This window comes from Mesorhizobium sp. B2-6-4 (assembly GCF_006441495.1).
Taxonomy (GTDB): domain Bacteria; phylum Pseudomonadota; class Alphaproteobacteria; order Rhizobiales; family Rhizobiaceae; genus Mesorhizobium.
Map to the genome: position 1 here is coordinate 316,856 of NZ_VFUE01000002.1, position 20,613 is coordinate 337,468.

Sequence of the window (20,613 nt, forward strand, 5' to 3'; positions counted from 1 at the left end):
CCGGTCTATTGCTGGATCAGATTGTTGAACTTCTCCGTCGCCTCGACGAGGTTGTCGCGCCAGAACTCGGCGTCCTGCAGCACCTGCTTCTTGACGTTCTCAGGCGACGAGTTGATGTCCTTGATCCGCTCCGGCGGGATCTTCCCGGTCTCGAACGCCTTCTCGTTGACCGGTCCGTTGTCGACATAAAGCGGCAGATTGGCCTGTAATTGCGGACTGACGAACATCGCCAGCGCCTTCATCGCGACCTCCTTGTTCTTGGCGCCCTTGGGAATGACCATGCAGTCGGCGGTGAGTACGCCCTGGTCGAAGGAGAAGCTGACCGGCGCGCCTTCCTTCTTCAAGGTGCCGGCGCGGCCGTTCCAGATGCTTGCCATGTCGACCTCGCCGTCCTTCACCAGTTGCATGGCCTGCGCGCCGGAAGTCCACCAGGCATCGACATGGCCACGGATCTTGTCGACCGATTTCAGCGCGCCGTCGATGTCGACAGGATAGACCTTGTCGATCGGAATGCCGTCGGCGAGGGCTGCAACGCTAAGCGTCTCCGTCGCCTGACTGCTGCTCAGTGCGCGCCGTCCGGGAAACTTCTCCACATTCCAGAAATCGGCCCAGGTCTTGGGGCCTTTGTCACCGAACACGTCGGTCCGGTAGACGAGTACCACGGAGGTGTAGGAGATGCCGACCCAGTCGTCATGCACGAGCTTGGGATCGATGCCGCTCTTGTCGATGAGGTTGTAGTCGAGCTTTTCGAAAAGCCCTTCCTTCGAGCCGCGCGCGCATTCGTCGGCGCCGAGCTCGGTGATGTCCCACTTCACCGCGTTGCCTGTCACCTGCAGGCGCACGTCATCGAGACCGTTGGTGGTGTCTTCCTTGATGGTGATGCCGAGCGCATCGGCGGTCGGCTTGAAGAAGGCCTTGGCCTGCGCCTCCTGATAGGTGCCGCCCCATGAGGCGACGGTAATGGTGTCGCCTGCCGCGGCGGGCGCCGTGACCGTGGCCATGAGGCCCGCTATGGCAACGACGCTAATGCCTTTGGTGCTGTTCATTTCGGTTCTCCAACCGGTGTTCCCATTGTTTTTGATTTCGCATGCGATTTTGTATACAATTTTGAGTGTAGCTCGGGGATCAGCGAAGTCAACACCGCTCGGCGGGGCCTTGGGGCCACCGACCCGGGGCCGGGGAATGGCAAAACGCGCCGATTTTGAATACAGCTACGCGCGAAACACATCGATTTCCGGCACGGACCGGAGACTGGATACGGAACTTGGCCAAGGAAACAAAAAACACGCTGCGCGACTCGGTCTATTCCGCGCTCAAGGCAATGATCGTGACCGGCCAGATCCCGCCGGGCGCGCGCGTCACCGAGAGCGACATTGCGGCAAAGCTGAATGTCAGCCGCACGCCCGTGCGCGAGGCCTTCAACCGCCTCGAGCGCGACGGGTTGGTCACCGGCCGGCCGCGGCAGGGCTACGCCGTCACCGAGTTCGACATAAACATGTTCCGCGAGGCCTTCGACATCCGCGAACTGCTCGACGGCCACGCCACCGAACTGGCGGCGGCTGCGGCCACCGAGAAAGACAAGGCGCGGCTGCGCGCCATGCTGGCCGAATGCGAGAGGCTGGCCGCCATTGCGGATCGAACCACAAGGGAAAAATTCCAGGAGCTTGAAGTCGGCATCGATCTGCACCGCGTCATCGCCGAAATCAGCGGCAATGCCATGCTGCACGGCATGCTGTGCGGCATCCTCGACAGGTGCCAGCACTATGTCTGGACGGAACTGCTGTGGCTCGACGAATGGAAGATCGCCCGCGACGAGCATGCCGAGATCGTCGAGGCGATCTGCGCCGGCGACGCCAAGCGCGCCGGCGCCCTGGCGCGCGCCCATGTGCGCGGCTCGCGCGAGAACGTGCTGCGCCTGCTGCAGGCCAAATCGGATTACCAGAGCTTTCTGGCCAAGGCGTCGTGAGCGGGGTTGGACTTGGCGCGAAGCAACGCGTTAGCGATCTCGACTGGGCAGCCATGGATATTGCGGGTGGCGATGCTACCATAGGCCGGACGAACCTCGACAAGGACACTCCAGGTGCTTCCCTCGACAGGGCTTGAGCGATTGAGCGCATTTTCGGATGGCGTGTTCGCCGTCCTTATCACCGTGCTCGTGCTTGACCTGCGTCCACCGGAGGTGCCGACCTTCACTGCGTTGCTGGCCTTGTGGCCGACATGGCTGAGCTACGGCGTGAGCTATCTCTTCATCGCCATCGTCTGGGCGAACCACCATCATCTCCTGCGCCATGCCACGGCGGCGACGACCAGCCTGATGTGGTACAATTTCGCGCACCTGTTCTCGGTGTCGCTGCTGCCGCTGGCAACCGCGTGGATGGCGGTCAGCGAGCTGGCCCCGCAGCCGGTAGCGTTCTACGCGGTCGTCTTCTTCCTGGTGAACCTGACCTACATTCTCCTGATCCGGGAACTCATCGACCCGATGCCGGCCGACGCCGTGCCGCTCAAGGTGCGCAAGGTCATGCGCATCCGCTCGATCGTGACGCTGTGCCTTTTCGGCTTGGCGGCGGTCGTCGCCCTGAAATACCCGATCGCCGGACTGGCGATCTGTTGCTGCTGCCTGACGGTCTATCTCCGGCCGGAAGCGCCGGGATCGCGTGCCGGCTGAGCGCAATGTCAGGTCATGCCGCCCGCGTCGGCTTTCGGCCTCGATCCGCCAGACCGCACTGAATTTGCCCTGGGCAGTTCTCCAGATGCTCGCCGCATTGCTACTTCGCGCTGCTCGAATGGAGAAGCCGTCACGGCCGAAAACGGTCAGTCGGCGGAGCGCTTCTCGAATACGGAGCGTGCGACCGGGGCTGCCGAGAAAGCGTTTGGCCATCCCGCGTAATAGGCGAGATGACTGATCACCTCCGAGGCCTCGGCGCGCGTCAGTCCATTATCCATGGCCCTGTTGAGATGATAGGGAATCTGCTCCACCTGACCGGCGGCGACCAGCGCGCTGACCGTCACCAGGCTGCGGTCGCGCGGCGCGAGATCGGGACGCAGCCACAGGTCGCGAAACAGCACTTCCGTCGTGTCGCGCACCAGGCCCGGCGACGCCGGTCCCGTGCCTTGCTCGACCCGTGCGGCACGATCGGCCTCCGCCTTTTCGTCGAGCGGCAGCAAATCGACGACAGCCTTGGGGAGCTGGTCCGACCCGATGCCGCGTGCCTCGAACACCGCTTTGGCGATCGCCGTGGCTGCCATCGCGTTGCCCCACCCGGCATAGAAGGCAAGATGCGTGATCATCTCCGAGATCTCGGCCGGCTTCACGCCACTGTCGAGGGCGAGGCTCAACTGCTCCGGCAGGAGTATGCCCTGGTTGCGGGTGACCACCGCCGCGATGGTGACGATGCTGCGATCGCGCCGCGACAGGCCGGGGCGCTTCCAAACGTCATTGGCAAGCTTGTCCGTCGCATAGCGCGCAAGGGCGGGCGAGACGGCCTGCACATCCTCTGGAGGCAGGCTGCCGGTCTGCGATCCCGTCTGCGCCGCAGCGTCGGCAGCCCCCATCGACAAAGCGAGTGCGAGAATGGTTGAAGGTTTCATGATGATGCCTTTCGTTCCTGCGTACGGTCAGCGGTATTGCTCGTCGGAGACAGGCTCCAGCCAGTCGACATTCTTGCCGTCATGCATGTAGCTCAACGCGATATGGGCCATCGGGCTGGTGGCGGTCGCGCCATGCCAGTGCTTCACCCCGGCGGGAATCCAGACGACGTCGCCTGGATTGATGACGAGGGCCTCCTTGCCGTCTTCGCGAATCCAGCCTTGGCCTGATGTGACGATCAGCAACTGACCGGCAGGATGGGTGTGCCAGACGGTGCGCGCTCCGGGAGCAAAGTTCACCAGCCCTGTGCTTGCGCCCGTTATCTCGGTGGCGGGAAACAGCGCAGTGATGACCGCTTGCCCGGTAAAGTTTTCTGCCGCTCCGATCATCGCCGGCGTGCTGCCGTTTGTCCGGATTTCGATGCCCTGCGCTTGCACGGGCATACCTCCCGCCACACTCGCGGCCGTTGCTGTCAGGATTTTCTTCATTTTGGTCTCCTTAAGGTTCGCTCCCCTGCATTTGTGGGCTGAACGCAGTGCGGCGCTTACAGACGAAGCAGCGTCTTGATCGCCCGCCTCTCATCCATGGCGCGGTAGCCCTCGGCGACATCGGCCAGCGGCAGGGTCAGGTCGAAGACCTTGCCGGGATTGATCTTGCGCTCCAGCACCAGATCCATCAGATGCGGAAGAAAACGGCGCACGGGCGCGGGGCCGCCGAGCAGGCTCTTCTGGGCGAAGAAGAGGCCCTGGCCGTCGAGCTGGACGCCATGCGGCACGCCGACGAAGCCGATCGAGCCGCCGGGGCGGGCACAGTTGATCGCCTGCATCATGGATTCCTGCGTGCCAACGCATTCCAGCACGGATTCCGCGCCGACGCCGTGGGTCAGCTCCTTGATCCGCGCCACGCCGTCATCGCCGCGCTCCGAAATGATATCGGTGGCGCCGAATTCGAGCGCGAGATCCTGGCGCGTCTTGTGGCGGCTCATGGCGATGATGCGCTCAGCGCCCATCTGCTTGGCCGCAAGCACGCCCATCAGCCCGACCGCGCCGTCACCCACGACGACCGCGGTCGCGCCGGGCTCGACGTGCGCGGCGTCGGCGGCATACCAGCCGGTGCCAAGCACATCCGATGCCGCCAGCAGGCTCGGGATCAGATCGTCCTCGGGCATGCCGGGGGTGGCGACCAGCGTGCCGTCGGCAAGGGGCACGCGCAGCATCGGCGCCTGCGCCCGGCTCATGAACTCGCGCTGCTCGCAGGACGAGGGGAAGCCGAAGCGGCAATGCGGGCAGGTGTTGTCGGAGGTGCAGAACGAGCCGACGACGAACTGGCCGGGCTTCACCGTTCTCACCGCGCTGCCCACTTCCACCACCACGCCGCAATATTCGTGGCCCATATGCATCGGTTCGTTCAGCGGCTGGAGCCCGCGATAGGGCCACAGGTCGGAGCCGCAGATGCAGGTGGCCGAGAGCTTGAGGATGGCGTCGGTGGGATGAAGGATTTCGGGCTCCGCCACTTCCTCGCAGCGGATGTCGCCGGCACCGTAGAGAACTGTTCCGAGCATGGTTTTCTCCTTGAGCCTATGTCAGGCGTTCTATGCGTATGTTGAAGCGTCCGCCGCGCAGCAGCGGTGCGATACCGCTGTCGAGCCGGCCGAGCCGGATCAGGCCGCGCGAATACCGGTAGGGGCCATAAAAGAAGATGAGATTGCCCCAGGGCGCGTAGTAGGCGATGTCGCCGATGGCCTCATTGTCGAACGGGCCGCTGCCCTCGATCCGCAATTTGCGCGGCAGGTAGCCGATCTTCTCGACGGATGCGTAGTCTTCCAGTGTCAGGTCGAGCGGCAGCATCGCGGCGAAATCCTGCGCGCTCGGATTGTCGAACAGGGATGCCGTCAGGCGCATTGCGTCCACTTCAATAGCAATCCTCATCAACGGTTTCTCCTGTCCGTCCGTTCCGCGGGCTTGGCTTGGTGCGGCGGAGGGCGCGAACGCGGCTGCCAGTGCGGCGGCAACCGCGGTGCGGCGCGTCATGTGGCTGCGTGTCATGGCGCGCCCTTGCCATGATCATGGGCGGCTGCCGCCGCGGCCAGCGCGGATCCCACAAGCAGCACCGCACCGAGTGCGAAGGGGCTTCGCCAGCCGAGCGTGTCCAGCAGCAGGCCGCCGCCCGCCGCGCCGAGCGTGATGGCGAACTGGATGACGGCGACCTGCAAGCCGCCGCCGGCTTCGGCATCGTCGCGTAGCGCGCGGCTCAGCCAGGTGCCCCAGCCGACCGGCGCCGCAGTTCCGAAAAAGCCCCAGCCGACGAGCAGCGCGGTGACGGCTACCGGCATCGATCCAAGCATGATCAATGCGACCGCCAACAGCGCCATGGCCAGCGGAATGATGATGACGATGCTGTAGAGCCGCGTCTTGAGCAGCCGGCCTATGGTCCAGGTGCCGGCGACGCCTGCAAGTCCCATCACGAGCAGGATCGCCGAGAGCGCCGAAACGCCGACACCGGTCACGGTTTCCAGGAAAGGCCTGAGATAGGTGAAGAGCGCGAACTGGCCCATGAAGAGCAACAGGATCGAGGCCATGCCGAGCGCGACCTGACGGCGCAGCAGTAGCCGGAGGACATTGCCCGACGCCTTGCGGCCGCGTGGCGGCAGCGCAGGCAGGCTGAGGCTTTGCCAGACAAGGGCAAAGAGGGCCAGCGGCACCACGAGGAAGAACGCGCCGCGCCAGCCGACATAATCGCCGAGCAGGCTTCCGAGCGGCGCCGATATGGTTGCCGCGACGGCGTTGCCGGCGTTGATCATCGCCAGGCCCTCGGGCACGGAGTCCTCCGGCACGAGGCGCATCACGATCGCGGTGGACATCGACCAGAAACCGCCGATGGCAATGCCGAGCAAGGCGCGGCCGATCATCAGCACGGCATAGTTGGGCGCAAAGGTCACCACCAGGCCGGACACGGCGAGCAGCAGCGAGAACGACGTCAGCACCAGCTTGCGGTCGATATGCCGCGTCAGGCCGGTGATGAAAAGGCTGGTGACGACCGCGAAGATGCCGGAGACCGAGATCGCCTGTCCCGCCCGGCCTTCGGTGATGCCGAGCCCGTCGCCGATCGGCGTCAGCAAGCTGACCGGCATGAACTCGGAAGCGATGAGGACGGCGACGCAAAGCGTCATCGAGAACACCGCACCCCATGCTGCCCGAGGCTTCACCAGCCTGTCGTCGTAAGTCGTTTCCATCAGCCGTCACCACGCACAAAAAGCCGGCCGCCGGAAAACGCATCGGCGGCGTGTTCGCGACAGGAGATAGCGCTGGACTATTGGAATGATTAGGCGCTGAAATTCGCTTGAACTTATCGATGTAGGCCATAAATAACGCCGGGCCGTATTCAGCGGGGCAGAAGGCCATGCGCGAAAACTTCAACGATCTTCTGTGGTTTCTTATGGTGGCCGAGGAGCGCAGTTTCACCAAGGCCGCCGCCAAGATCGGTATTACCCAATCGACCCTTAGCCACACCATCAAGCGGCTCGAAACCCGCATGGGCCTGCGGCTGCTGGCGCGAACGACGCGCAGTGTCTCGACGACCGAGGCGGGGGAGCGGTTGCGTCAATCCCTTGCGCCGCGCATCGTCGATATCGAAACCGACATCGCGGCGCTGACGGCCTATCGCGACAAACCCTCGGGGACCGTGCGCATCACCGTCTCCGATCACGCCCTCGAGCAGCTGGTCTGGCCGAAACTGCGGCCCGTCCTTGCCGACTATCCTGACATCAAGCTCGAATTCAGCCGGGACAACGGATTGCGCAACATTGTCGAGGATGGTTTCGATGCTGGCGTGCGGCTTGGCGAAAGCGTGGAGAAGGACATGATCGCCGTGCGCATCGGGCCGGACTGGCGGCTTGTTGCCGTGGGGTCGCCGGCCTACATCGCCGGACGTGGTGTGCCGAAGGCGCCGCAGGACCTGATCGGCCACAATTGCATTAACCTGCGCATGACCAGCGCCGGTGGCCTCTATGCCTGGGAATTCCAGAAGGCCGGCCAGGCTCTGCGCGTGCGCGTCGATGGCCAGCTCGTGTTCAACTCGACCCTGCCGATGGTCGACGCCGCCATTGCCGGCTACGGGCTTGCCTATGTGCCCGAGGATCTGGTCACGGCGCATGTTGCCGCCGGCCGGCTGCAACTCGTGCTCGACGATTGGTCGCCGAAATTCGCCGGCTATTACCTATACTATCCAAGCAGTCGCCAGAACTCGCCGGCCTTCAAGGTCATTGTCGACGCGCTTCGAAAACACAGCCAATGATGGCCACCACACAGAAGCCGAGGACGGGGCTGAGCACAACCGGGAATGGGAGCGGCGGACCTCAGATGATGCCGTGCTTCTTCAGCAGCGCCTGCTCATCGCCCGACACCCATCCGAATATCTTCGGCTCGCCGTCGAGTTTCCGGACAAGGTAGTGAACGTCGAAATCTATCTCGACGTCCGCTTGACCCTTGCGGGCATAGGTCGCGGTCCACGCAACATGGGCAACGCAATGATGCTCGTCGATCGGCGAGATGCCGATGTCGCGTATCCGCATCTCTTTCGTTCCGATTGCCCGGTAGTGGGCATAGCCCTGAGCCATGACTTGCTTGAGTTGATCGTCGTTCTTTCCGGTCACGACGCCGGCAGGCGAGGCGGCTATGAACTCCGACGTGTAGAGCGACGCGGCCTCATCCATATCCATGCCGCCGCCAAGCGACTCCTTGAAAAACCGCTGATAGCGTTCAAAAAATCTCTTTACGCTCATCTCCATGATTTCCGCTCCGGTCGTGTCCTCGGATCAGCGCTGTTCCCGCACGCTCCGGAGGAAATGGATCATCGCGGCGTTGACCTCGTCCGGGCGTTCCTGCTGGGTCCAGTGCCCGCAGCCGGGCAGCATCAACTTGTCGCGGAGTTGCGGGACGAAATTTCCGAGATTGGCCAGCAGCTGATCCATTCCGGGGAAGGCGACAACCAGATCGCGGTCGCCTGCTATATAGAGGGCGGGGACCTTGATCCGCGCGCCGGCAAAGGGCGCCATCAGCTCCCAGTTCCGGTCGATGTTGCGGTACCAGTTGAGACCTCCCGCGAAACCGGTGCGCTGGAACTCGCCGGCGTAGAAATCGAGGTCGCCTTGGCTGAGCCAGGGCGGTAGGCCCGGCGGTGCCTCGACGGCTTGCAGGAAACCTCCATCATGTGGAACCATGCCGATTCCACCCGCGCTCGTGCCCGAGGCATCCCCCGATGCGGCGTAAAGCATGGCCCGCACCGTGGTCCGGGGGTCCCGCTCCAGCTCGGCTTCTGCAATGCCGGGTTGCTGGAAATAGAGCTGGTAGAATTGCGAGTCCGTCGTTCGCGGCATCACGCTGGTTGGGCGCACCTTGGCCCGCGGCCGGAACGGCACGCTGAGGCCGATGACGGCTTGGAATCGGTCCGGGCGCATCAGCGCCGCGTGCCAGGCGACGACGGCGCCCCAGTCGTGGCCGGCGATGATGGCGGTCGGCGCTTCGAGGGCGTCGAGAAGGCCCACCATGTCGCCGACCAGATGGAAGAGCGTATACTGTTCGACCGCCTCCGGCCGATCGCTCCTGCCATAGCCCCGCATGTCGGGGGCGACGGCGTGAAAGCCCGCCGCCGCGAGCGCACTCAATTGATGGCGCCACGAATACCAGGATTCGGGAAAGCCGTGGCACAAGAGCACCAAAGGGCCATCGCCCTGCTCCGCGACGTTGAGGCGGATGCCGTTGGTCTCGACCATTCGCTGCGTCGGCTCGCTCACGGCTGCTTCTCACGCTCGTGTGTCAGTCTCTGTTTAACGGCTGGCGGCGGACGCCGCAACGAGTGGGTTGAGCGAACCGAATGCCTGTCTCGAAAGTCACGCATCTTTTGTCGCCGGTCTCAGGAATGATCGCGGCAATGAATATCCGAGATTTGGTCGGCGCCCGCTTTGCGGTTCCCGAACTTCTGCCCCAGCTTCAAACGCGATGAGCGCGCTTGCCTATTGTCATCCGGCTGTCATATGTCGGCCCTACGAAGCCTTAGTTCTGGATTTATAGATACGTGGATAAAAAATCAGCTCTCCTCGCTTTGGCGGCACTCGGCCAGGATACAAGGCTCGAGGTCTTTCGCCTGCTTGTCCAGGCGGGCGCCGGGGGGACCCCCGCCGGCGAGGTCGCTTATCGCCTCGACATCGTGCAGAACACGATGTCGGCGCACCTCAAGGTTCTTGACCATGCCGGCCTCGTCCGCGCCGAGCGCGATGGTCGCACAATCCGCTATGTTGCCGACATGACCGGATTCCGCGATCTGCTCGCCTATCTCATGGAAGACTGCTGCAATGGCGCGCCGGAACTCTGTCGGCCCGTGATCCAGGCGGTCACCTGCAAGTGTTAGAAGGAGGCATCCGCCATGAGCGAGCCATACAACGTTCTTTTCCTCTGCACGGGCAATTCGGCAAGGTCGATCATCGCCGAGGCGATACTCAACCTTCCGAAAGCCGGCTGAGCAAGGAAAGTATCATGAACGATCACGCTTTGAGCGCGGGCGGCGGCATTGGTTTCGTCGAGAAATACCTGACCGTGTGGGTGGCGCTGTGCATCCTCGCCGGCATCGCGCTCGGCCGTCTCATGCTAGGCGTCTTCCACGCCGTCGGCGAGGCCGAGATTGCCAAGGTCAACCTGCCGGTCGCGGCACTGATCTGGCTGATGATCGTGCCGATGCTGGTCAAGATCGACTTCGCCGCGCTCGGCCATGTGAAGGAGCATTGGCGCGGAATCGGTGTGACACTGTTCGTCAATTGGGCGGTGAAGCCGTTCTCGATGGCGGCGCTCGGCTGGCTGTTCATAGGGTATCTCTTTCGGCCTTATCTGCCGGCCGACCAGATCGACAGCTATATCGCCGGCCTTATCATCTTGGCGGCCGCGCCCTGCACGGCGATGGTCTTCGTGTGGTCGAACCTGACGAAAGGCGAACCGCATTTCACGCTGAGCCAGGTCGCACTTAACGACACCATCATGATCTTCGCCTTCGCGCCGATCGTCGGCTTGCTGCTCGGCCTCTCGGCCATCACCGTACCCTGGAATACCCTCGTCCTCTCCGTCGCGCTCTACATCGTCGTGCCGGTCATCGGCGCCCAATTCCTGCGTCGGCGGCTGCTCGCCGCGGGCCGCGAAGCCGCCTTGAAGCGATTTCTCGAGCGGCTTCAGCCGCTCTCGCTCATAGCCCTGCTTGCCACGCTCGTGCTGCTGTTCGGATTTCAGGGCGTGCAGATCCTGGCGCAGCCGCTGATCATCGCGCTGCTGGCCGTGCCGATCCTGATCCAGGTCTATTTCAATTCAGGGCTCGCTTACCTACTCAACCGTGTCTCGGGCGAACAGCATTGCGTCGCCGGCCCCTCGGCCCTGATCGGCGCTTCGAATTTCTTCGAACTGGCGGTCGCCGCCGCCATCAGCCTGTTCGGCTTTCAGTCGGGGGCGGCGCTCGCCACCGTCGTCGGCGTGCTGATCGAAGTGCCGGTCATGCTCACCGTGGTCTGGATCGTGAACCGCTCCAAAGACTGGTACGAGGGCGGCCGGGCAGTGTCCCGTGTTGCCGAAAACATTAATGCTCGACCCTGATCGAAAAATTGCGAAATAGCCGTTGATCCTCAGCCGGCCGGGCAGCCTGCTGGTGGACTGCTTTGCAGGAAAAGCTCGGGATGGCCGCGCGACGCACTCCCGTTAATTGCGCGGGTATCCGTCCGCTTGACAGTCTGCCTACTAGAAGGTAGACAGGGTGCATGAGCAACTTTTCAACGACATCTGACGAGATTTTGGCCTCCGCACAAAAGCTGATCATCGCCGGCGGTTATAATGGATTCAGCTACGCAGACATCGCGGCCGTGGTCGGCATACGCAAGGCCAGCATCCACCACCACTTCCCCAGCAAGGTCGATCTGGTGCGTACGCTTGTGTCGCGTTACCGCGAGAACGCCGAAGCCGGCATGGCCGATCTCGAGCGCAGCGTGCCTGAACCGCTCGAACTCGTTCAGGCCTACGCGGGTTATTGGGCCAGATGCATCGAGGATGCAAGCATCCCGTTCTGCGTATGTGCGCTGCTGGCAAGCGAACTTCCAGCGCTTCCGAACGAGGTCGTCTCGGAGGTACGGGCGTATTTTCAGTTTCTCTCGGCGTGGCTGACGTCGGTCATCGAACGCGGCGAACAGCAAGGCTCCCTGAAAATCTCTGGTCCGGCGCGGGTGGAGGCAGAGGCGCTCATGGCCACCGTTCATGGCGCGATGCTATCGGCTCGGGCATACGGAAAGCCTGGCGTCTTCGCTACAATTCTCGACCCGACCCTGCGGAGGCTGAAGCCCGAATGATATCAGTGCCGGGCGGCTAAGCGACAGGTCGCCCCGACAAGAGATCCACAAATGCGCCGCAGTAAACTACCAACTAGTAGGTAAGGAATTCCCCATGTTTCACAAACTCCTCTCGGCTCTCTTGGTCGTCGGTATCCCGGCGACCTTCGCCATCACGGCGCCCGCTCAGGCTCAAAGCCGGGAGGCCGAGCAGATCCACATCAGGGGCAGCGTGGTGACCTTCAGCGCTTCGACGCTGAAGGTCACCACGCGGGAAGGCGAGACTGTTGACGTTGTCCTGGCTGATGGCTGGAAGATATCCGCCGTCGCTGCTGCGAAGGTGGCCGATATCAAGCCAGGCGACTTCGTCGGAATTGCCTCGCTGCCGAAGGACAAGGGCGGTGACGGCGCGCTGGAAGTCCTGATCTTCCCGCCCGCGCTGAAAGGCGCAGGTGAGGGAAACTACGGGTGGGATCTGAGGCCTGACAGCAGCATGACCAACGCAACAGTCGCCGATGCCGTCAAGGACGTCGACGGGCGCACCGTGACCGTGTCCTACCAAGGCAAGGAAAAGAAGATCGCGATCCCGGATGGCACCCCCGTCGTGACCCTCGCTCCGGCAACTCAGGATGATCTGGTCCCGGGTGCCGTCGTCTTCATAGCAGGCGAGAAGGCCGCAAGCGAAACGATCGGTCATCAGGTCGTCGTTGGCAAAAATGGCGTGGTCCCACCCATGTGAGCCAGGTCGCCGCTCGTTCGCAGGCTGTCGGCCATCACGGCGGTGGCGAAAGATACGCTGAGCGGTTCGGCGCGGACGAACGCGACAGTGAAGGCCTACCGCTCGTCCGAAACGCCGGCAGCATTTCCCATGCACCGGAAGCGGCGCATTCGCCGACGGCTGTGGCCTGAACCTCGGCGCCGGCTCTCGGGCGAAATTGGCGGATAAATGAAGGCTACGAGGGTGAAACAGCCCTCTTTGACAAGCGCCTCGGCCACCTGTGGTGGCCGAGATCATCAGACACACATTGAACCATACCCGAAGGATATCCAATGAGACGCGATCGCGGTGAAGTTGTTTCAAATGACCAGGACAAGTGGCTCAAGCTGTATTACCTCGCCCGTGCGGCCTTTTCCGTCGTCTGGGTCGTGGCCGCTTTGACGGTCGGCCGGCAGTCGGCGTCCATCGCGGCTGTCTTGCTTGTTGCCTATCCTGCCTGGGATGCAGCCGCCAATTATGTCGATGCTTCCCGCAACGGCGGGCTTGCCGTCAATCGTACGCAAGCGTTCAACGTTGCAATCAGTTCGGTGGTCGCCCTTGCAGTCATCATGGCGCTGGCGATGAACATGAATTGGGTTCTCGGCGTTTTCGGCGTGTGGGCAATCTTCTCCGGTCTGCTGCAGCTTGGAACCGCAATCCGGCGCTGGAAAACCGCCGGAGGCCAATGGGCCATGATCTTGAGCGGAGGCCAATCGGCTGTCGCCGGCGCATTCTTCATCGCGCAAGCGCAGATGTCCGCAGCGCCCTCGATCGCCAACATCGCAGGCTACGCTGGCTTCGGCGCCTTCTATTTCCTCGTGTCAGCCCTTTGGCTCACCGTCTCGCATTCGCGGCGCCGGAAAGTGGCATCCGTACAGGCATGATCCACATTGTCGGCCTACGGCGTATCCGATCGTGGCCGGCGATCGACGGTTGTCCTGATCAGCAGATGAACCGCAGCGCATCGGGGCCGGTCAGGTCAGTACAACTCGGCTCGAAGTCGGCGGGATCGAGCAGTCGGCGTATGAGAGGAACAGACGGGATCGTATCGGCCACGGCCGCGTTCATCCGCAGGAGGGCACAACCTGCCGTTTTATCTGACGGCGCAAGAGGCCGAATCCATGCTTATCCAACCGATCGACTATTTTCTGGTCGCCTGGTTCGTGCTCGCCCTGGCCTCGACGCTCTATGTCGGCGTTGACCAGTACCGCAACAATCCTGAGCCGGTGGTGATGAAATGGGGCTTCATCCTGGTGACGCTCTATATGGGCCCGCTCGGGCTGCTGCTTTACGTGCTCGCCGACAAGGAGCCGCGCCCGGGCGAGCATGAAGCCTTCACCAGTCCGCTCTGGAAGCAGGGCGTCGGCTCGACCATCCACTGTGTCGCCGGCGATGCGACGGGCATCATCCTTGCCGCGGTCGTCACCGCCACGCTCGGCCTGCCGATGTGGCTCGATCTCATCGTCGAATATCTCGCCGGCTTCGCGTTCGGCCTTTTCATCTTCCAGTCGCTGTTCATGAAATCGATGATGGGCGGCAGCTATTGGGAAAACGTGCGCAAGAGCTTCCTGCCCGAGTTCATTTCGATGAACTTCATGATGGCCGGCATGGCGCCGGTCATGAGCTTCCTGATGATGGGCCGCGACATGCGCGCCATGGAGCCGACCGAGCTGCTGTTCTGGGGCGTGATGTCGCTCGGCGTCATCGCCGGTTTCGCGCTTGCCTACCCCGCCAATGTCTGGCTGGTTGCGCGCGAGTTGAAGCACGGCCTGATGACCGAGCGCCCGCCGGAGGCCGGGAAAGACAACCAGGAGCCCGCTGCCAGAAGGCAGCATGCGCAGACGCAAATGCGGCAGGCCGGTGGCCATGGTCATCGCGAGCATGGCCACGACACGGGTTCCCACAAAAGCAAGGGCGGCCATCAGACGCGGTCGGACGCGACCACGCCGCAGATCGCCGCGCTCGGCGTGGTGTCGCTGATTGCGCTTGGTGTTGGCATGGCCGCTCCGGCGAACTGGCTGAACCTCAGGCTTTCGGCCCGCGACGTCGGCGGGGTGATCATGCCGCAGGGCATGATCATGGACCGCGACACCCCGGCCGACGCCATGCGCGACATGGCGGCGGCCGATCCGCGCCTCGTCACCGCTTCATACGACCTCGCCACCAAGGGCGACCAGGATCTGCCGTTCCGAATGGAGAACGGCGTGAAGGTGTTCGAGCTGAGGCCCTCGGTGATCCGCTGGCAGATCCTGCCGGACGTCGCGGTCGATGCCTATGCCTATAACGGCCAGATTCCCGGCCCGCGCATCCACATCCGGCAGGGTGACCGCATCAGGGTCAACGTGACAAACGATCTGCCTGAGGAAACGACCGTGCACTGGCATGGCCTGATCCTGCCCAACCAGATGGACGGGCCGGCCGAGATCACGCAGGCCCCGATCGAGCCGGGGCAGACCTATTCTTACGAATTCACGGCCACCCAGCACGGCACCTATTTCTACCATCCGCACGCCAAGCCCGACCGCACCCAGGCACTCGGCCTCTATGGCGCCCTGATCATCGATCCCGCCAACCCCGCCGATGAGGTCGCCGCCGACCATGACTACGTCATCGAGTTGCAGGAATGGCTGGTGCGAGAGGGGCTGACCTATCCCTCGATGCCGATGGACGGCGGCATGCCGAACTTCTTCACCATCAACGGCAAGGCCTATCCCTCCACCGAGACGATCCGCATGAAGGTCGGCGAGACCCTGAAGGTTCGCTTCATCGGCACCAACAACGGCTTCATCCATCCGATGCACATTCATGGCGGACCATTCGAGGTCGTCGCGCGCGACGGCGAGACCATTCCCCCTTCGGCCCGCTTCCTCGCCGACACCATCAATGTCGGTCCGGGCCAGCGCTATGATGTCGTCTGGACGGCGCGGCGACCCGGCAAATGGCTCATCCACTGCCACATTCCGCACCACACGACGAACAACAATGTCGAGCAAAAGGGCGGCGGCGGGCTGATGGTCGTCATCGACGTCAGCTGACGCGGGCGCCGGAATTGGCGCTGTTGCGGCATCAGCGCCGCACTCGGCCCGGCGACGGCTGCCCAGAGGTTGGCCTCGACGCCGAGCGGCGCAGGCAGCCTCGGAACACGGGCGGGCCCTGCACGTTGATCCCGAACCGCTCGTGGAGTGCACCATGCCAGATTGGATCGGGACTTGGCGAAACCAATACGGCTCGACCGTCATCATCGAGGACGATGCGGAAGGCGTCATCCGCGGCACGTTCAGGACGGCGTTGGAAGACAGCAGTTTCTTTGGTCAGGAACTTCCGATCCATGGCGCTGCTTGCGGCGACGTAATCGGCTTCACGGCTGCGGGACAGGGCAAGGCCGGGCCTGCGGCCGTGAGCTACACCGGTATTCTGCGGGAAAGTAAGCTCGAGATGCTTTGGCATACCGTTGCAGGGCAGACCCTTACCGCATCGGCGGAAGGGGCGCCTGCCAGGATGGTCAGAGTTGGGGCATGGCGCGCCTTCGGGACCAGCCTGGATGTGTTCGAGCGCGTGGAATGACCCAGCCTCTCGGGCCGGCGTGGCTCCATCGGCGGCTACGGAAGGCCGCCAGGCCCGCATATGCGCGACTGAAGGCGGCCTGCCGATCCTGAGCGATTTCGGCGGCGCTGTGGTCGAGCCGACCGGAGGACGGATGGGATGGCGGAAGAAGGCAACGACGCGCGGGTAGTCCTGCAATGCATGACAACCGAGCATTTCGTGCTGCAGACCGCCCGCGCGGCCACCATTCAGGAGGCGAATCAGCGCGCCAATCTGTTCCTCACATCGGTCTCAAGCGCGGCGATCGCTCTGTCATTCGTGGCGCAGGTCACGAAAATGGGTACGCCGTTCGTGCTGTTCAGCCTGATCTTGCTGCCCTGCGTTTTCTTCATCGGCCTGGTCACCTTCGTCCGCGCCGTGCAGGTCGCCATCGAGGACATGGTGCACGCCCGTGGAATGGCGCGGATCCGGCACTACTACGTCGAAGTCGCGCCCGCCATGCAAAGCTACCTCGTTCATTCCACGCATGACGATCGCTCGGCGGTGCTCGTGGACAAGGGGCTCAGCCCATCGCCGTTGCAGTATTTCATGACCACGGCCGGAATGGTGAGCGTGATCAGCAGCGCCATCGCAGGTGTCTTTACGGGCATAGCCGCCACAGCGGCAGCCGGCGCCGGAATGGCTCTCGGTGTGGCAGCCGGGATGCTTGCCTTCGCTGCAAGCGTGTTCGTGCTGCGCAGCTACCACCTGCGGGCTTGGACGGCGGCCGAGCAAAGACTGACGGTTCTTTTCCCAGGCACGCGCGGGGAATGAAGCTCTGCGGAGCCAGGGATCGCTTGGCCGAGGTCCCATATACCATGCATGCCTTGTGACATCTTCTATTGCCGCGGCCCAAAGCCTCTATATGGCCGTAGCGGAACAATGGAGGCCGTTTCCTGCATGCCGCTTTTGAACAGCGGAAGGGCATTGAGCACCGAGCGAACCTCTTCCTCCGTTTCGGCCTCCATGAGAAGACAAGCGCCGCCCATGTCGCCGCGGTTCCAGATTTGTCGCACGGTGCTCGCCATGAAAAGTCGGCGAACGCCTTCGGCTTCGGCTTCCAGTCTCTCGGGCGTGTAGTCCGCGTCGTTGAAGCTTTCCGTCCGCCGACGTGTCAAGACCATGAACTGCATGTTCTTTCTCCTGTTGATGAAGGTAAGGCTTTCCGGTTTGTCCCGGTGGGTGCTTGATGCCTGTCATGGTTATTTAGCGACCATCGGCTGGAACAGGGCGGAAAGGATCGGTTTTCCAGTCTCGGCCGGCAACGTCGGCGCGAGAAAGACCGATGTCTTGCAATTGCGAGTCCGTGAGTTCCATCAGCATGCGGCGGCTCCGGCGCCTTTCCATACCGGCTTCGACCCAGACCAAGATCGCCGCGACGCGCGCCATCAGAATCTGTAGAGCCTCGACTCCACGCCGCTGCGGTGCACTCCTTGTTTCGGCCCGCTCCACGGCGGCGCCGTTGACGACTGCGTCCATCGCATTTCTCCTTTTTTTCGCGACCGGTCGAACCCCGAGGCGAAGGCGGCGAATGAGCTCGCTGCTTTGGGGGTTCGGCGGCCGGAGCCGGTGTCTAACGGTTGCCGAAAAGGTCCCGGCGATGCTCGACCGCCGGATCCCGCGCGATGGCCGCGTTCGAGCCCGCATTGAGCAGTTCGTAGACTGCACTATGCGCGATCGAGGACGTGTGGGTGCTGTCGAGCTGTTCCCGGGCAATCGCATTGATGTCGGAGCCGCCGACCTTCGGGTTCTCGGCGAGTGCGGCGTCAGTGATGGCCAGGAACGCGGCGGCGGCAAGAGCGATCTTTTTCATGGAAATCTCCTAAGGTTGAGTTCTGGACTTGGTTCAAGAACAGGTCCTTGCCCGTTCGCCAAGAAGATGCATCTTGGACCCACTCATGATAATCTTCGAATATTGGAAAGGATCATCCGCCAAGAGCGGATAATAGGATCATGAGCGGGCGCGCGGCCTCAGCGCTGGCCCTCCCGGATCGAGGGTTTTGCCATGTCGGTGCTGGCAATCGCTCCGGCCCTTGCCGGCATGTGGCCGGCCAGAGATCAGAAGGCACATCAGCCCGCCGACTTTCCGGCGGCGGACGGTGTAACCGTCGTTCAGTACTTCAATTCCATCCACCTGCGGTGTTCGGCAAAGCGCTCGGCCAACAGATCGATGAAAGTCCTCACCTTGGCCGAGACATGGTGACGATGCGGATAGAACGCGTTGATCGCGAACTCGACTCCTGAATATTCCTCCAGCACCCGGACAAGGCGCCCGGCGCTCAGGTCGTCGGCCACGAGGAAGGGCGGCGGTATGAACAGACCGCGGCCGTCGAGAGCAAGGCGTCTGAGCGTTTCCTGGCTGTTGGTCAATAAGTTGCCATCGACGCGGACGGAAACGGGCTCGCCGTCGGGGTCCTCGAAACGCCACTCGTTACCGAAAGGATATGACGCATGGCGCATGCAATTGTGGCGTGCGAGGTCATCGGGCCGACGCGGTGTTCCATGGCGTTCGAAATAGCCGGGCGAACCGCAGACGATGTTGCGCCATGAGGTCAGCCGCCGGACGATCAGGCTTGAATCGGGAAGCGGCAGCGAACGCACGTCAAGGTCGAAGCCCTCCTCCACCATGTCGACCATTCTTTCGCCGACGGTGAGATCGACCGAAACAGCCGGATAAAGGTTGACGAATTCGGAAACGATCGGCGCCAGAAAACGGATGACGCTCATGCTGGAATGAAGGCGAAGCGTGCCTTGCGGCGTCGCCTGAAGTGCTCCCGCGACGCGGTCCGCCTCCTCCAGATCGGCGAGGATCTGCGAGGAACGCTGGTAGTAAGCCTGGCCGATCTCGGTCAGGCTCACCTTGCGGGTGGTGCGGTTGAGAAGCCGGACGCCGAGCCTGTCCTCCAGCGCCTGGACGTGGTTGCTGACCATCGTCGTCGACATGTTGAGGCGTCGGGCTGCCGCGGAAAAGCCCCCGCATTCCACAACGCGGCCAAACACCGTCAAGCTCGTGAGCCTGTCCATTTCGATTATCCGCTCTTAATGGATGATCCTTCCGTTCTTTCCTCGATTATCACATCAAGATTGCCGTTGCATCGTCCTTGCACCAATCGGCCACTCGGCCCGACCGTGAGAGGAGATTACGATGACCGTAAGCGTCAACCCCGCCACCTTGGAATACCCGGTTGAGGTAAAACCCGCGCGGCGGTCCCGCAAGACGATGATCAAGCGCACCGTTGTCGGGTTGGGCCTGGTGGCCGGCCTGACCGCGGCTGCGCTCTACGGCTATGACTATTGGACGGTCGGGCAGTATCTGCAATCGACCGACGATGCCTATGTCAAGGCCGACTATACGACTGTCGCGCCGAAGATCTCGGGCCACATCGCCGAGGTGCTGGTCGAGGACAACACTCCCGTCAAGGCGGGCCAGGTTCTGGCCCGCATCGACGATCGCGATTTCAGGACCGCGCTAGACCAAGCGCAAGCCAATGTCGAAGCAGCCGAAGCGACGCTGCATAACCTCGACGCCCAGATCGGCCTGCAGCATTCGGTGGTCGAACAGCAAAAGGCCAACGTCGCCGCAACCGAGGCGAAGCTCAAATTCGCGCAGCAGGAGGGTGACCGCTATAAAACCCTGCTGAAAAGCGGCTACGGCACCAGCCAACGCGCCCAGCAGGCCGCGGCGTCCCTTGGCGAAAACGAAGCCCAACTGCAGAGGGATCGCGCCGCACTGGTTGCTGCCCGCAAAGCAATCGACGTGCTCACGACTGAGCGCGGCAAGGCGGAGGCCGAGCGCGACAGCAGCCAGGCCGCCCTGCGTCAGGCGGAACTCAATCTCTCCTACACCACGATCACAGCGCCCGTCGACGGCACTGTCGGGGCCCGTTCGCTTCGCGTCGGCCAGTATGTGCAGGCCGGCACGCTGCTCATGGCGGTGGTGCCGCTGAATGCGGTCTATGTCGTGGCCAATTTCAAGGAAACACAGCTCACTCATGTGCAGAGCGGACAGCCGGTCGAGATCGCCGTCGACGGCTTTCCCGGCGTGGCACTCAAGGGCCGTGTCGACAGTGTGTCGCCGGCCAGCGGTCTCGAGTTCGCGCTGCTGCCCCCGGATAACGCCACCGGCAATTTCACCAAGATCGTGCAGCGCATCCCGGTGAAGATCGCGATCAACGACGGCAGGCTCGCCGGCAAGCTGCGCGCCGGCATGTCGGCGGAACCGACGATCGACACGAAGGCAACCATCCTGGCCGAACGGGGTGAACCGGACAGCGGCCGCCGAATCATCGCCGGCTGGTAACTCGTAGCGGCTGCGCGAGGTTCTCCGAGACCTCGCAT

The 20,613-nt window shown here is 63.0% G+C and carries 24 protein-coding genes and 1 pseudogene; 13 read left to right on the top strand and 12 right to left on the bottom strand.

The features are described from left to right. Window positions 1-5 precede the first annotated feature (5 nt). Window positions 6-1,046: an ABC transporter substrate-binding protein gene (locus FJ426_RS03930; RefSeq protein ID WP_140559090.1), complete on the bottom strand. Its 1,041-nt coding sequence runs from the start codon at window positions 1,044-1,046 to the stop codon at window positions 6-8. 218 nt (window positions 1,047-1,264) lie between these two features. Here FJ426_RS03930 and FJ426_RS03935 point away from each other — a divergent pair, with 218 nt between their 5' ends. Both FJ426_RS03935 and FJ426_RS03940 read left to right on the top strand, forming a co-directional pair. Beyond that, on the top strand, window positions 1,265-1,966 hold the full coding sequence (locus FJ426_RS03935; protein WP_181168309.1) for a GntR family transcriptional regulator: 702 nt from the start codon (window positions 1,265-1,267) through the stop codon (window positions 1,964-1,966). 141 nt (window positions 1,967-2,107) lie between these two features. After that, a complete protein-coding gene (locus tag FJ426_RS03940) occupies window positions 2,108-2,665 on the top strand; it encodes a TMEM175 family protein (RefSeq protein ID WP_246675481.1) in 558 nt (185 codons plus the stop codon). A 146-nt stretch (window positions 2,666-2,811) separates the two neighbouring features. On the opposite strand, the gene FJ426_RS03945 is transcribed toward FJ426_RS03940, so the two are convergent. The 5 genes from FJ426_RS03945 to FJ426_RS03965 all read right to left on the bottom strand — a co-directional run bounded on the left by FJ426_RS03945 (window position 2,812) and on the right by FJ426_RS03965 (window position 6,818). Beyond that, on the bottom strand, window positions 2,812-3,552 hold the full coding sequence (locus tag FJ426_RS03945; protein ID WP_348640072.1) for a carboxymuconolactone decarboxylase family protein: 741 nt from the start codon (window positions 3,550-3,552) through the stop codon (window positions 2,812-2,814). A gap of 63 nt (window positions 3,553-3,615) precedes the next feature. Continuing rightward, complete coding sequence (locus tag FJ426_RS03950; protein ID WP_140559087.1) at window positions 3,616-4,074, bottom strand: cupin domain-containing protein; 459 nt, start codon at window positions 4,072-4,074, stop codon at window positions 3,616-3,618. Window positions 4,075-4,130: 56 nt separating this feature from the next. Beyond that, a complete protein-coding gene (locus tag FJ426_RS03955) occupies window positions 4,131-5,147 on the bottom strand; it encodes a zinc-dependent alcohol dehydrogenase family protein (RefSeq protein WP_140559086.1) in 1,017 nt (338 codons plus the stop codon). A gap of 16 nt (window positions 5,148-5,163) precedes the next feature. Beyond that, a complete protein-coding gene (locus tag FJ426_RS03960; protein ID WP_318013179.1) occupies window positions 5,164-5,514 on the bottom strand; it encodes a cyclophilin-like fold protein in 351 nt (116 codons plus the stop codon). A gap of 113 nt (window positions 5,515-5,627) precedes the next feature. After that, on the bottom strand, window positions 5,628-6,818 hold the full coding sequence (locus tag FJ426_RS03965; protein WP_140559085.1) for an MFS transporter: 1,191 nt from the start codon (window positions 6,816-6,818) through the stop codon (window positions 5,628-5,630). Window positions 6,819-6,985: 167 nt separating this feature from the next. Here FJ426_RS03965 and FJ426_RS03970 point away from each other — a divergent pair, with 167 nt between their 5' ends. Then, window positions 6,986-7,879 carry a LysR family transcriptional regulator gene (locus FJ426_RS03970; protein WP_140491524.1) on the top strand — a complete coding sequence of 298 codons (894 nt, stop codon included), beginning with the start codon at window positions 6,986-6,988 and terminating at the stop codon, window positions 7,877-7,879. A gap of 61 nt (window positions 7,880-7,940) precedes the next feature. On the opposite strand, the gene FJ426_RS03975 is transcribed toward FJ426_RS03970, so the two are convergent. Further along, on the bottom strand, window positions 7,941-8,372 hold the full coding sequence (locus FJ426_RS03975; protein ID WP_140491522.1) for a nuclear transport factor 2 family protein: 432 nt from the start codon (window positions 8,370-8,372) through the stop codon (window positions 7,941-7,943). A gap of 27 nt (window positions 8,373-8,399) precedes the next feature. Beyond that, on the bottom strand, window positions 8,400-9,377 hold the full coding sequence (locus tag FJ426_RS03980) for an alpha/beta hydrolase (RefSeq protein WP_140491520.1): 978 nt from the start codon (window positions 9,375-9,377) through the stop codon (window positions 8,400-8,402). A 281-nt stretch (window positions 9,378-9,658) separates the two neighbouring features. Here FJ426_RS03980 and FJ426_RS03985 point away from each other — a divergent pair, with 281 nt between their 5' ends. The 9 genes and pseudogenes from FJ426_RS03985 (at window position 9,659) to FJ426_RS04025 (ending at window position 17,049) form a co-directional block, all read left to right on the top strand. Then, window positions 9,659-9,991: a metalloregulator ArsR/SmtB family transcription factor gene (locus FJ426_RS03985; protein ID WP_140554651.1), complete on the top strand. Its 333-nt coding sequence runs from the start codon at window positions 9,659-9,661 to the stop codon at window positions 9,989-9,991. 15 nt (window positions 9,992-10,006) lie between these two features. Continuing rightward, window positions 10,007-10,084 (top strand): annotated as a pseudogene (locus FJ426_RS03990) (arsenate reductase ArsC); the annotation flags it as partial. A gap of 65 nt (window positions 10,085-10,149) precedes the next feature. Next, entirely contained in the window at window positions 10,150-11,214 is a 1,065-nt protein-coding gene (gene arsB, locus FJ426_RS03995) for an ACR3 family arsenite efflux transporter (protein ID WP_181176916.1), read from the top strand. Between the two features lie 161 nt (window positions 11,215-11,375). After that, window positions 11,376-11,957, top strand: a complete 582-nt coding sequence (locus tag FJ426_RS04000) for a TetR/AcrR family transcriptional regulator (RefSeq protein WP_140559083.1) — start codon at window positions 11,376-11,378, stop codon at window positions 11,955-11,957. 94 nt (window positions 11,958-12,051) lie between these two features. Further along, a complete protein-coding gene (locus tag FJ426_RS04005; protein ID WP_140559082.1) occupies window positions 12,052-12,675 on the top strand; it encodes a hypothetical protein in 624 nt (207 codons plus the stop codon). Between the two features lie 311 nt (window positions 12,676-12,986). Then, complete coding sequence (locus FJ426_RS04010) at window positions 12,987-13,577, top strand: DUF308 domain-containing protein (RefSeq protein WP_140559081.1); 591 nt, start codon at window positions 12,987-12,989, stop codon at window positions 13,575-13,577. 237 nt (window positions 13,578-13,814) lie between these two features. Further along, window positions 13,815-15,728 carry a DUF4396 domain-containing protein gene (locus tag FJ426_RS04015; RefSeq protein ID WP_140559080.1) on the top strand — a complete coding sequence of 638 codons (1,914 nt, stop codon included), beginning with the start codon at window positions 13,815-13,817 and terminating at the stop codon, window positions 15,726-15,728. A gap of 154 nt (window positions 15,729-15,882) precedes the next feature. Next, on the top strand, window positions 15,883-16,257 hold the full coding sequence (locus FJ426_RS04020; protein WP_140514279.1) for an avidin/streptavidin family protein: 375 nt from the start codon (window positions 15,883-15,885) through the stop codon (window positions 16,255-16,257). A 138-nt stretch (window positions 16,258-16,395) separates the two neighbouring features. Beyond that, window positions 16,396-17,049, top strand: coding sequence for a hypothetical protein (locus tag FJ426_RS04025; RefSeq protein ID WP_140559079.1), 654 nt, complete (start codon window positions 16,396-16,398; stop codon window positions 17,047-17,049). Window positions 17,050-17,114: 65 nt separating this feature from the next. Here FJ426_RS04025 and FJ426_RS04030 read toward each other — a convergent pair whose 3' ends face one another. The 4 genes from FJ426_RS04030 to FJ426_RS04045 all read right to left on the bottom strand — a co-directional run bounded on the left by FJ426_RS04030 (window position 17,115) and on the right by FJ426_RS04045 (window position 19,299). Continuing rightward, the gene (locus FJ426_RS04030; protein ID WP_140547678.1) at window positions 17,115-17,408 is read right to left on the bottom strand and encodes a muconolactone Delta-isomerase family protein; all 294 of its coding nucleotides are present in this window, start codon (window positions 17,406-17,408) and stop codon (window positions 17,115-17,117) included. Between the two features lie 73 nt (window positions 17,409-17,481). After that, window positions 17,482-17,754, bottom strand: coding sequence for a DUF1127 domain-containing protein (locus FJ426_RS04035; protein WP_246675483.1), 273 nt, complete (start codon window positions 17,752-17,754; stop codon window positions 17,482-17,484). A 94-nt stretch (window positions 17,755-17,848) separates the two neighbouring features. After that, window positions 17,849-18,088: a hypothetical protein gene (locus FJ426_RS04040; protein ID WP_140559078.1), complete on the bottom strand. Its 240-nt coding sequence runs from the start codon at window positions 18,086-18,088 to the stop codon at window positions 17,849-17,851. 299 nt (window positions 18,089-18,387) lie between these two features. Then, on the bottom strand, window positions 18,388-19,299 hold the full coding sequence (locus FJ426_RS04045) for a LysR family transcriptional regulator (RefSeq protein ID WP_140514286.1): 912 nt from the start codon (window positions 19,297-19,299) through the stop codon (window positions 18,388-18,390). A gap of 121 nt (window positions 19,300-19,420) precedes the next feature. On the opposite strand from FJ426_RS04045, the gene FJ426_RS04050 reads away from it, so the two are divergent. Continuing rightward, on the top strand, window positions 19,421-20,575 hold the full coding sequence (locus tag FJ426_RS04050) for an HlyD family secretion protein (RefSeq protein ID WP_140559077.1): 1,155 nt from the start codon (window positions 19,421-19,423) through the stop codon (window positions 20,573-20,575). Window positions 20,576-20,613 lie beyond the last annotated feature (38 nt).